At 70.8% G+C, this 11,644-nt stretch carries 8 protein-coding genes and 1 rRNA gene; 6 read left to right on the top strand and 3 right to left on the bottom strand.

Translation table 11 applies throughout. The features are described 5' to 3' along the window. Positions 1-21: 21 nt before the first annotated feature. Positions 22-573 (bottom strand): DUF5565 family protein, encoded by a 552-nt coding sequence (locus tag ACIRSS_RS27460; protein WP_400899810.1) that lies wholly within the window; start codon positions 571-573, stop codon positions 22-24. 77 nt (positions 574-650) lie between these two features. Then, positions 651-2,990, bottom strand: a complete 2,340-nt coding sequence (gene secA2, locus ACIRSS_RS27455; protein ID WP_400899808.1) for an accessory Sec system translocase SecA2 — start codon at positions 2,988-2,990, stop codon at positions 651-653. A gap of 156 nt (positions 2,991-3,146) precedes the next feature. On the opposite strand from secA2, the gene ACIRSS_RS27450 reads away from it, so the two are divergent. Both ACIRSS_RS27450 and ACIRSS_RS27445 read left to right on the top strand, forming a co-directional pair. Then, a complete protein-coding gene (locus ACIRSS_RS27450) occupies positions 3,147-4,703 on the top strand; it encodes an alpha/beta hydrolase (RefSeq protein ID WP_400899806.1) in 1,557 nt (518 codons plus the stop codon). Next, positions 4,688-6,148, top strand: coding sequence for an alpha/beta hydrolase (locus ACIRSS_RS27445; protein WP_400899804.1), 1,461 nt, complete (start codon positions 4,688-4,690; stop codon positions 6,146-6,148). Before ACIRSS_RS27450 ends, ACIRSS_RS27445 begins: the two co-directional genes overlap by 16 nt. Here the strand turns inward: ACIRSS_RS27445 and ACIRSS_RS27440 are convergent. Then, the gene (locus ACIRSS_RS27440) at positions 6,145-6,801 is read right to left on the bottom strand and encodes an LppX_LprAFG lipoprotein (protein WP_400899802.1); all 657 of its coding nucleotides are present in this window, start codon (positions 6,799-6,801) and stop codon (positions 6,145-6,147) included. The two genes, ACIRSS_RS27445 and ACIRSS_RS27440, sit on opposite strands and share 4 nt — an antisense overlap. 98 nt (positions 6,802-6,899) lie before the next feature. On the opposite strand from ACIRSS_RS27440, the gene ACIRSS_RS27435 reads away from it, so the two are divergent. The 4 genes from ACIRSS_RS27435 to ACIRSS_RS27420 all read left to right on the top strand — a co-directional run. Beyond that, positions 6,900-8,180 (top strand): MFS transporter, encoded by a 1,281-nt coding sequence (locus ACIRSS_RS27435; protein ID WP_400899800.1) that lies wholly within the window; start codon positions 6,900-6,902, stop codon positions 8,178-8,180. 61 nt (positions 8,181-8,241) lie between these two features. Continuing rightward, positions 8,242-9,585: a type I glutamate--ammonia ligase gene (gene glnA, locus ACIRSS_RS27430; RefSeq protein WP_086676528.1), complete on the top strand. Its 1,344-nt coding sequence runs from the start codon at positions 8,242-8,244 to the stop codon at positions 9,583-9,585. Next, positions 9,585-11,138, top strand: a complete 1,554-nt coding sequence (locus ACIRSS_RS27425) for an amidase (protein WP_400899798.1) — start codon at positions 9,585-9,587, stop codon at positions 11,136-11,138. The genes glnA and ACIRSS_RS27425 overlap by 1 nt, the downstream gene beginning before the upstream one ends. A gap of 431 nt (positions 11,139-11,569) precedes the next feature. Further along, positions 11,570-11,644 (top strand): 16S ribosomal RNA (locus ACIRSS_RS27420); the annotation flags it as partial.

The following is an 11,644-nucleotide window of genomic DNA, read 5'->3' as shown; positions in this document are numbered from 1 at the left end:
GAATGTGGGCGAAATGCCACGCTAGGTCGACGCGACCGCGTCCCGGTGCTTGAGCTTCGCCATCCGCCCGTCCCGGTGGTGCCAGACGATGCCCTCGAACTCCGGGTGCGCGAGCAGCCACGCCATCAGCCCGTCGAAGTCGCGCGGGACGCCGGCGAACTCCTGCGCGCTCGCGTGCGAGACCAGCTTGTGCGCGCCTAGCTGCTCCGGATCGCCGTTGACCTTGGGCCCGCACAGTTCGTAGGTCCCCGGCGCCGCACCGAAAAGCCGTTCCTGCGCCTCTTCGAAGAACTTCGCGAACGCCGACTGCCCGACCGGCTCCCAGCCGACGGTCTTCCCGGTTTCGGGGTCGGTCTGCACGGCCTCGAACCCGTCCGGCGCGGTCTTGCCCGCCTTGACCTCGCGCCGCGCCCACCACGTCCCGGACTCGTCGAGCCGGACGCAGGTGCCGTCGTACTTGCGGGTGGGCACGCCTTCGCCGTCGAGCACCCACTGGCAGGCGGGGTGCACTTCGCGCGTGACGCGCCGAAGGTCTTCGGGGTCACGCCGGAACAGCGTCGGGATCTTGCGCATGCCCCGATTCTCCCGGCCGGGGCAAACGAGAAAACCCCCGCCCGGACCAACCGGACGGGGGTTTTCCGAGCGGACGGCTACTTCCGCTTGATCATGCTCCGGACCTTCTTGATGGTCTGCTCGAAGTCGGAGTCGAACGGGTTGTCGTGCACCAGGTAGGTCCACGTCGTGTTCGCCCGCCGGACGCCCGCCTCGCCGAGGTCGATGCCCTCGTCGGTCAGCTCCGCCTCTTCGAGCGTCTTCGCCGCCCGCGAGTCCGCCTCGGCGATGATCTTGTGGAACTCCGGGATCGCCGCGCGGTGGAACTCGTCCAGCGGCGTCTCGCGCGCCAGCGCCCGCAGGTGGATGCTCTCGCGTACGTCGGTCAGGTACGCCAGGTGGTCCGACCACAGCTGGTCGACGTGGAACAGCAGCACCTCGCGGCACATCTGCTCCAGCTTCTCCTGGTCGTCGAGCTTTTCCTTCAGCTCGGCGAATTTCTCCGGGTGCGCCTTCTCCAGCTGCTCCGCCGCGTACGCGGTGCGAAGCACCTTGTCGCGGTGCACCAGCAGGTCGCGCCGCTGCCGCTCGATCAGCCGCGTGTAGCGCCAGGTGTTGCGGTGGATCTCCAGGTCGACGCCCTCGGCGACGCGCTGGGCGTGGTTGAGCTGCCGCAGCGCCGCCGGGTCCTTGATCTCGCCGGTCTCCTCGTCGTCGACGATGCCCTCGGGCACGTCCGGCGCGTTCGACAGCACGAGCTCGTCGTTCAGGCTCGCGAAGAAGATCGCGCTGCCCGGGTCGCCCTGGCGGCCGGAGCGGCCGCGCAGCTGGCCGTCGAGCCGGCTCGACGGGTACCGCGCGGTGCCGATGACGTGCAGCCCGCCCAGCTCGACGACCTCGTCGCGGGTCGCGCCGTCGGTGCCGCCCAGCCGGATGTCCGTACCGCGGCCGGCCATCTGGGTGGACACGGTGACCGCGCCCTTCTTGCCGGCCTCGGCGATGATCGCGGCCTCTTCGGCGTCGTTGCGCGCGTTGAGCACGACGCACTCGAGGTCGACCTTCGCCAGCTTCTCGGCCAGCTCTTCGGACTCGGCGACGTCCTGGGTGCCGACGAGGATCGGCCGCCCGGTCTCGTGGACCGTGCGGATCTCCTCCTCGATCGCCCGCAGCTTCTGCGACGGCGACGCGAAGACGCGGTCCTCGAAGTCCTCGCGGATGTTCGGGGTGTTCGGCGGGATGACCGCGACCTCGAGCTCGTAGAACTCGCGCAGCTGCTCGGCGACGGCGACCGCGGTACCGGTCATGCCGGCGACCTCGGGGTAGCGCGCGAGCAGCGCCTGGACGGTGATCGAGTCCAGGATCTCGCCGCGGTCGGTCGCGGTGACCTGCTCCTTCGCTTCGACGGCGGCCTGCAGGCCGTCCGGCCAGCGCTGCAGCTCGGCGACGCGGCCGCGGGCGGCGTTGATGAGCTGGACCTTGCCGTCGCGGACCAGGTAGTCGACGTCGCGGGTGAGCAGCGCGTGCGCGTGCAGCGCGACGTTCACCGCGGGCAGCCGGTCGGAGGCCGTCTCGCCGTAGAGGTCGTCGACCTCCAGGCCGAGCGACTTCGCGACGACGGACGCGCCCGCGTCGGTCAGCCACGCGTTGCGGCCCTCGGAGTCGGTTTCGTAGTGCAGGTTGAGCCGCAGCCGCCGGACGACCTTCGCGACCTCTTCGTCGGCGTCGGTGTGGTCGATCGAGCCGGCCATCACCAGCGGGACGCGGGCCTCGTCGACCAGCACCGAGTCCGCCTCGTCGACGATCGCGACCTCGGGGGCCGGCTGGACGAGGTCGTCGACCGACGTCACCAGCCGGTCGCGCAGCACGTCGAAGCCGATTTCGGCGACAGCGCCGTACGTGACGTCCTTGGCGTAGGCCTCGCGACGCTCTTCGCGCGAGTGCGCGGGCTCGACCCAGCCGACCGACACACCGAGCAGGGCGTAGACCGGGCCCATCCACTCGGCGTCGCGCCGGGCCAGGTAGTCGTTGACCGTGACGACGTGAACGCGCTTTCCGCGGATCGCGTAGCCGGCCGCGGCCAGCGCGCCGGCGAGCGTCTTGCCCTCACCGGTCTCCATCTGGACGACGTGCTTGGTGAGCAGGCCCATCGTGCCCAGCACCTGGACGTCGAACGCGCGCTCGCCGAGGGCGCGGCGGGCGGCCTCGCGGCCCAGTGCGCACACCTCGATCAGCTGGTCGTCGCCGAAGGCGGTGTCCTTCAGCTTCTCGCGGAGCTCGCCCGCCCGCTCGGTCAGCTCCGCGTCGGAGAGCTTCTCGAGCTCGGGTTCGAGCTTCTCGACCGCGGGCAGCAGTGCTTCGTAGCGGGTCAGCTCGACGCTGCCCGGCCGCTGGATGATCCGGCGGAGCTTCTTGCCCACCCGGCTGATCAGTGCTGCCACCCCTGGTCTCCCGTTCTCTCTTCGCTCGACCGGCCTGCCCCACCCAACGTGGCGGTGGTGCGTTCGAGTTCCGCGGCCGGATGGGACGATCCAACCGTGTTCCCTCATCCCAGCGCCAGGTCCGGACGTCGCCGGATCACCGCAATTGCGACATCCGTGCTGATGGCGGCCTCGCTGGCCGCCTGCACGTCCAGCGGAAAGCCGGCGCCACCGGCGCCGACGACCGAGTCGCACCCCCCGTCCGGGCCGGTGCCCGCCGGGCTGGAGCGGTTCTACGGCCAGAGCCTGAGCTGGGCCGACTGCGCACCTTACGCGACGTCGGAAGACGCGCGTTCGGCGTTCCAGGCGAAGGACGTCCAGTGCGCCCGGCTGACCGTGCCGCTGGACTACGCGAAGCCGGCGGGGGACACCATCACGCTGGGCCTGCTCCGCCGCAAGGCGACGGGGGAGCGGATCGGGTCGCTCGTGGTCAACCCGGGTGGACCGGGCGCGTCGGGCATGGTCGCGGCCGCCGGGCTGGCCAAGCCGATGACGAGCACCGGGCTCGGCAAGCGCTTCGACCTGGTCGGCTTCGACCCGCGGGGGATCGGGGCGAGCCAGCCGGCCATCCACTGCCTGACCGACCAGGAGCGCGACGCCGACCGCGCCGACGACAGCGAGACCGACGGCTCGCCGGCCGGCGTCCTCAGGCAGGAGTCGCAGGAGAAGGACTTCGCCGCGAAGTGCGCCCAGCGCACTGAAGACGGCACCGGAATGCTGGCCAACGTCGGCACGCGGGACGTCGTGAAGGACCTGGACGTCCTCCGCTCGGTCCTCGGCGACGAAAAGCTCACCTATCTGGGCTACTCGTACGGCACCCGGATCGGGTCGGCCTACGCCGAGGCGTTCCCGAAGAACGTCCGCGCGATGATCCTCGACGGCGCGGTCGACCCCGAGCAGGACGCGGTCGAGTCCCTGGTCGCCCAAGGCCAGGGCTTCGGGACGGCGTTCACGCAGTTCGCGAAGTGGTGCACCGCCCAGCAGGACTGCGCGCTCGGCCAGGACGCGAACACCGCGGTCAAGGCGTTCCAGGCCCTCGTCCGGCCGCTGATCGAGTTCCCGGTGCAGGTCGGCGACGGCCGCAAGCTCTCCTACGAAGATGCGACGACCGGCGTCATCCAGGCGCTCTACCAGGAGAGCCTCTGGGACACGCTCAACTCGGGCCTCAACGAGCTGCGCCAGCAGCGAGGCGCGACGCTGGAGAAGCTCGCCGACATCTACAACGAGCGCGACACCGACGGCAAGTACGGCACCACCCAGGACGCCTTCACGGCGATCCGCTGCGTCGACGACCCGCGCGTCACCGACCCGGCCGTCATCCTCAAGGCGCAGGAGGAGTACGTGAAGGTGGCGCCGTTCCTCGACGACGGCCGCCCGGCTTCGGCGGCCCGCGACGCCTGCGCGTTCTGGCCGGTGCCCAACACCTCCGAACCGCACGTGCCGAACGTCGAAGGCCTGGCGAAGACGCTGGTCATCTCGACGACCAACGACCCGGCGACGCCGTACCAGGCCGGCGTCAACCTCGCGAAGGGCCTGAAGGGCGCGCTGCTGACCTTCGAGGGCACGCAGCACACGGTGTTCCTGCAGGGCGTGAAGTGCGTGGACGAGGCGGGCACGGACTACCTCGTCGACGGCACGGTCCCGCCGGACGGCAAGCGGTGCACCGGACAGTAGGCCTGGCCGCGTGCGCCGTGCTGCTGGCGGCGTGCACGGGTGCTCCGGCGCCCGCGCCGCCGCCAGCCCCGCCTGACCTGGGGAAGTTCACTCAGCAGAAGCTCGCGTGGACCTCGTGCGGCGAGGCCTTGGACTGCGCGCACCTGACCGTGCCGCTGGACTACGCGGCCCCGGACGGGCCCGCGATCACCGTCGGCCTGCTGCGGCACAAGGCCACGAAGCGGCGGATCGGCTCGCTGGTCGTGAACCCCGGCGGGCCCGGCGGCCAGGGCACGTCGACGGCCGCGGCGCTGGCCAAGACGCCCGCGGCCGCGCCGCTGCTCGAGCGCTTCGACCTGGTCGGTTTCGACCCGCGCGGCGTCGGCACGAGCGAACCGCGGATCACCTGCCGCACCGACGCGGAGGTCGACGCGGATCGCGCGGCCGACGTCGAGAGCGATATGTCGCCCGAAGGTGTGAAGACACAGCTCGCCGAGACGACCGCGTACGGCGCGAAGTGCGCCGAAGCGACGAAGTACGGCAAAGAGCTTCTCGCGAACGTCGGCACGCGAGACGTCGTACGCGACCTCGACGTCCTTCGCGCCGCGCTCGGCGACGAGAAGCTGACCTACCTCGGCTACTCGTACGGGACGCAGATCGGCGCGGCCTACGCCGAGGCGTACCCGCGCAACGTCCGCGCGCTGCTGCTCGACGGCGCCGTCGACCCGGCCCAGGGCCTGGTGGACTCGCTGGTCACGCAGGCCGCGGGCTTCCAGGACGCGCTCAACGAGTTCGGCAAGTGGTGCGCCTGCCCGTTCGCGGGCACCACCGAAGCGCTCCAGCGGCTCGTGCGTCCCCTGATCACGAGGCCCCTCCCGGCCGGGACCCGGAAGCTGTCGTTCGAGGACGCGATCACGGGCACGTTCGCCGGGCTCTACTCACGCGGCGACTGGCCCGCCCTGAAAGCCGCGCTCGCGCAGGTGGCCCAGGGCAACGGCCGGACCCTGCTGGCCTTCGCCGACGACTACTACCAGCGCGACCGCGACGGCCACTACAGCGGCGCGATCGACGCGTACTTCGCGGTCCGCTGCGCCGACCACACCCGCGTCACCGACCGGGCCGAAATCGACCGCGCGCACGAGAAGATGCTGGCCGGCGCGCCCTTCCTGGCCGGCGGCACGCCCGACACGAGCGAGCTGGACATCTGCTCGACCTGGCCGGTCCCGCCGACGTCCACCGAGCACGCGCCGCGTCCCGCCGGCCTGCCGAAGCCGCTGGTCATCTCGACGACGCACGACCCGGCGACGCCGTACCGGCAGGGCGTCGACGTGGCGAAGGACCTCGGCGGCGTCCTGCTCACCTACGCAGGCGTCCAGCACACGGTGTTCCTGCAGGGCAATTCGTGCGTGGACCGCGCGGGCATCGCGTACCTCGTCGACGGGACGGCCGCCGAGACCCGCTGTTAGCCGAGGTCCGCTGGCTCGTTCTGCTTGGTGAGCGACAGCTCGATCATCACCGGGCTGAGGTGGTCGCCGGCCGACGGGATCTGCGCCCACAGGCGGACGAACCGGCGCGGCCCGTCGGCCGACACCCAGACCTTGACGACGACGTCGTCGTTGACCTGCGGAAGCACGCCGTGCGCGACCGCCGCGGGCACCCGCCCGCCGACGCGCAGGGCGGCGGCGCCGTCGACGTTCTCCCGGCCCTCGGTCTTCGCGTCGGTGACCCCGTCGAGCAGGCGTTTCAAGCCGGCGGACGGACCGAGGAACCTCCCGACGGCGTACACCTCGGGCAGCGGCGCGGTCCCGGCTTCGGTGCTGACCTGGCCGTCCCGCACGGTGAAGCGGTACTTGGTGTGGCCTTCGCCGTCCTGGACGTCGGCCGTGCCGGTCGAGGCCCCGCCGCCGTCGAGGGTCGCGTCGCCCTCGATCAGCCGCAGCGGGAAGCCCGGCAGCACGCCGTTGACGCCGGCCGCGAAGTGCACGCTCCGGACCTCGGCGAACGACGTCGCAGCATCGCGGACCAGCTCGGACCCCGCCGGGAACGGCCCGCGCGTGTCCGGCGATCCGGTGCAGCCAGCCGTCAGCAGGAGCACGAGCAGGAGGGTCAAGCGGGACATCCCCTGAGCCTACTGAGCGGCCGGGCGTGGCTCGATCCTTTCGGACGATGTCCTTCAAGCCACTTTCGGCGTCACGCGCGCGCGGCGAAACTGCGGAGGTGACTGTCGAGACCCGCCCCGCCCCGAAGCTGCACCGCGCCTGGCTCATCGCCGGTGCCGCGTTCGTCGCGCTGCTCGCCTCCGCCGGCTTCCGGTCCGCCCCCGGCGTCCTCATCGACCCGCTGCACGAGGAGTTCGGCTGGTCCACGGCCACGATCAGCTCGGCCGTCTCGGTCAACCTCGTCCTCTACGGCCTCTTCGCGCCCTTCGCGGCGGCGCTGATGGAGCGGTTCGGCATCCGCCGCGTCTCGGCGACGGCGTTGTTCGTCATCGCCGTCGGCGCGGCCGGCACGGTCTTCATGAGCGCGAGCTGGCAGCTGATCCTGTGCTGGGGCGTGTTCATCGGCGCGGGCACCGGCTCGATGGCCATGAGCTTCGCCGCGACGGTCGCGACCAGGTGGTTCGTCCGCAGCCGCGGCGTCGTCACCGGCGTCCTGACCGCGGCGGGTGCCACCGGCCAGCTGATCTTCCTGCCGCTCATCGCGAACCTCGCGGTGAGCTCGGGCTGGCGGACGGCGTCGCTGGTGATCGCGATCGCCGCGCTGGCGGTGGTCCCGGTGGTCCTGCTGGTCATCCGCGACCACCCGGCCGACATCGGCACCACGGCGTACGGCGCGCCCGCCGACGCCGAGGTCGCGCGCCCGACGTCGAAGACCGGCTCGGCCCGCCGGGCGCTTTCGGTGCTGGGGCAAGCGTCGAAGACGCGGACGTTCTGGCTGCTGGCGGTCGGCTTCGCGATCTGCGGCGCGACGACGAACGGCCTGGTCGGCACCCACTTCGTCCCCGCCGCGCACGACCACGGCATGCCCCAGACGACGGCGGCGGGCCTGCTGGCCCTGGTCGGCGTCTTCGACGTCGTCGGCACGATCTTCTCGGGCTGGCTGACCGACCGCGTCGACCCGCGCATCCTGCTCGGCGTCTACTACGCGCTCCGCGGCCTCTCGCTGGCACTGCTGCCGCAGCTGTTCACGGATTCGGTGCAGCCGAGCATGTGGGCGTTCATCCTGTTCTACGGCCTCGACTGGGTGGCCACGGTCCCCCCGACGGTCGCGCTCTGCGTCCGCGCGTTCGGCGACGCGGGCCCGATCGTGTTCGGCTGGGTCTTCGCCAGCCACCAGCTGGGCGCGGCGTTCGCGGCCTCGGCCGCCGGCCTGGTCCGCGACCAGCTGGGCAACTACGACGTGGCCTGGTACTCAGCGGCCGTCCTGGCGGTGCTCGCGTCGATCGCTTCGCTGGCCATCACCCGCGCGAAGAAGCCGGTACCGATCCTCGCGACGTGACTTGGTCAACCCCGGCGCGTCGTGAAACATCCCGTTAACACGCTGTCGTTAGGGTGCGGCCATGGATCGCCAGCAGGAATTCGTGCTCCGCACGCTCGAGGAGCGCGACATCCGTTTCGTCCGTCTCTGGTTCACCGATGTGCTGGGTTTCCTCAAGTCCGTCGCGGTCGCGCCGGCGGAGCTCGAAGGCGCGTTCAACGACGGCATCGGCTTCGACGGCTCGGCCATCGAGGGCTTCGCGCGCGTCTACGAATCGGACATGGTCGCCAAGCCCGACCCGGCCACCTTCCAGGTCCTGCCGTGGGAGACCCCCGACGGCGGCCCCTACTCGGCCCGCATGTTCTGCGACATCGCGATGCCCGACGGCTCGCCGTCGTGGGCGGACCCGCGGCACGTGCTGCGCCGCCAGCTGTCGAAGGCCGCCGAAGCGGGCTTCACCTGCTACGTCCACCCCGAGATCGAGTTCTTCCTGCTCTCGACCATGCCCGACGACGGCAGCGAGCCGGAGCCCGCGGACAACGGCGGCTACTTCGACCAGGCCAGCCACGCCACGGCGACGCACTTCCGCCGCCACGCCATCGAGACCCTCGAGGCGATGGGCATCTCGGTCGAGTTCAGCCACCACGAAGGGGCACCGGGCCAGCAGGAGATCGACCTCCGCTACGCCGATGCGCTGACGATGGCCGACAACGTGATGACGTTCCGCTACGTCGTCAAGGAGGTCGCGCTGACCCAGGGCGTGCGCGCGACGTTCATGCCCAAGCCGTTCACCGACCAGCCCGGCTCGGGCATGCACACGCACGTCAGCCTGTTCGAAGGCGACCGCAACGCCTTCTACGACGCCGAGGACCCGCACGAGCTGTCGGAGACCGGCAAGGCCTTCGTCGCCGGCGTGCTGCACCACGCCAAGGAGATCTCGGCGGTCACGAACCAGTGGGTCAACTCCTACAAACGCCTGATCAGCGGCAGTGAGGCCCCGACGACCGTCTCGTGGGGCCGCGCGAACCGCTCGGCACTCGTCCGCGTCCCGATGTATTCACCCGGAAAGGCGTCATCCCGACGGGTGGAGATCCGTACCCTGGACTCGGCGTGCAACCCGTACCTGGCGTACTCGGTCATCCTGGCCGCCGGGCTCAAGGGGATCGAGAAGGGCTACGAGCTGCCGCCACCCGCCGAGGACAACATCTGGCAGCTGAGCGACGCCGAGCGGCGCGCCGCCGGGTACGCCCAGCTGCCGCAGAACCTGGGAGAAGCCCTGGCCGAGATGGAGAAGTCCGAACTGCTGCCGGAAGCGCTCGGCGAGCACGTCTACGACTTCTTCCTCCGGAACAAGCGCGTGGAGTGGGACAACTACCGCAGCGCGGTCACCCCGTACGAACTCCGAACCCTCTTGCCGGTGCTCTGATGGGGCGGCGGCCGGCACTCCTCGTCCTGCTGGCCGCCGTACTCCTGTTCGTCCCCGCGACGCCCGCCGTGGCCTCGCCGAAGTTCGACCTCGACTCCGCCGACATCCCGGCGCTGCAGGCCCGGATGGCGTCGGGCCGGCTCACCGCGGTGGGCCTGACCAGCGCGTACCTCGACCGGATCCGCCGGCTCGACGGCAAGGTCAACGCGGTCTTGGCGCTCAACCCGTCGGCGTTGCGACAGGCTTTCGAGAGCGACGCCCGGCGTCGCGCCCACCGCCTGCGCGGACCGCTCGACGGCATCCCGGTGCTGGTCAAGGACAACGTCGACACGCGTGACCAGTGGACGACCGCCGGATCCCGGGCCCTGCGCAGCCACCCGGCGAAAGACGCCACGCTGATCACCCGGTTGCGTGACGCCGGGGCGGTGCTCCTCGGCAAGGCGAACCTCTCCGAATGGGCGAACTTCCGCGCCGCGAAACCGACGTCGGGCTGGTCGGGCGTGGGTGGGCAGACGAACAACCCGTACGTGCTGGACCGCAACCCGTGCGGGTCGTCCGCCGGGTCCGCGGCCGGCGTCGCCGCGTCGCTGGCGCAGGTCGCGATCGGTTCGGAGACCGACGGCTCGATCGTCTGCCCCGCCGGCATGACGGCGACGGTCGGCCACAAACCCAGCCTCGGCCTGGTCAGCCGCACCGGCGTGGTGCCGATCTCCGCCGAGCAGGACACCGCCGGGCCGATCGCCCGCAACGTCGTCGACGTCGCGCTCACGCTGTCGGTCCTGCAGGGGCGGGACCCGGCGGACCCGGCCACGCTCCGGTACCCGGACTCGCAGCCGACGGACTACGCGAAGCTGCTCCGGCCGGGTGTCCTGCGCGGCGCGCGGATCGGGTTGTGGCGCCTGCCGGTGCTCGGCCCGTCGACCGACGCGGTCCTGACATCCGCGAAGAACTCCCTGGTCAAGGCCGGGGCGACGGTCGTCGAGGTGACTCCGCCGTACCAGGACCGGCTCGGGGAGCTGGAGTTCCCGGCGCTGCTCACGGAGTTCCACCGCGACATCGACGCCTACCTCGCGACCCGCCCGCGCGGCCCGCGGAACCTGGCCGAGCTGATCGCCTACAACCGCGCGGACCCGCTGGAGCGGACGTGCTTCGCCGGTCAGGAGCTGTTCGAGCAGGCACTGGCCGCGCCGCCGCCGACCGACCCCGGCTACCTGGCCGGCCGCGCCGAGCTGTCGGACCTCGCCCGCCGTTCGCTGGACGAGACCCTGGCGAAGTACCACCTGGACGCGATCGCGTCGCCGACCAACCCGCCCGCGTGGAAGACCGACTGCGCGGTGGGCGACGACGACGTGATCCCGTCGTCGACCCCGGCCGCGGTCGCGGGCTACCCGGACGTGACGGTGCCGGCCGGGTTTGCCGGACCGCTCCCCGTGGGTATCTCGTTCATGGGCGCGCGGTGGTCGGACGGCCGGATGCTCGCGCTCGCGGCGGACTTCTCCCGGGTGGCTCCCGCCCGCGTTCCGCCGCGCTATCTGGCGACGCTGTCGTCGTAGGGCTCCGGATACGCTCTGACCTGCGGCAATGGCGTTAAGTGACCCCCCTGTTCGGGACCGGTTTCAGGGCATGTAATCTTCTCTTCGTCGCCAGGAACACCGGGTCGCCCCGGGGCCGCAAGCCCCGAAGATCCGGCCGGGCCGAGCGGGTTGACACCGCGGATCGGACCGGGTAATGTTCAGCGTCGGCCCACGAGCGGCCGCCGAATCCCTACGACTAACACCGTAGGCTGAGGCATGCTCGACCAAAAGCTTTGAATATCGCTTGGAACAACTGCCGAGGATAAAGCCGCTGATAAGGCGGTGAGTCCAGAGTGTGTTGCTTGAGAACTCAACAGTGTGCTAGTGAACTAAGCCAGTAGAGCTTATGTATTGAACCTCGTATGAGGTTCCTTTGAGAGCAAGAAAATTTGCCTCGATTAAACTGTTCATTGTTGGAGAGTTTGATCCTGGCTCAGGACGAACGCTGGCGGCGTGCTTAACACATGCAAGTCGAACGCTGAACC

It is taken from the genome of Amycolatopsis sp. NPDC101161, from assembly GCF_044768185.1.
Lineage (GTDB): Bacteria > Actinomycetota > Actinomycetes > Mycobacteriales > Pseudonocardiaceae > Amycolatopsis.
The sequence above is the reverse complement of the archived record's forward strand: the minus strand, read 5'-3'. Positions and strand labels throughout refer to the sequence as shown.

Bases quoted from the DNA above. Each gene is read 5' to 3' on its own strand.
- ACIRSS_RS27460 (WP_400899810.1), bottom strand. From the start codon at position 573: ATGCGCAAGATCCCGACGCTGTTCCGGCGTGACCCCGAAGACCTTCGG.
- ACIRSS_RS27440 (WP_400899802.1), bottom strand. From the start codon at position 6,801: ATGTCCCGCTTGACCCTCCTGCTCGTGCTCCTGCTGACGGCTGGCTGC.
- glnA (WP_086676528.1), top strand. From the start codon at position 8,242: ATGGATCGCCAGCAGGAATTCGTGCTCCGCACGCTCGAGGAGCGCGAC.
- ACIRSS_RS27425 (WP_400899798.1), top strand. From the start codon at position 9,585: ATGGGGCGGCGGCCGGCACTCCTCGTCCTGCTGGCCGCCGTACTCCTG.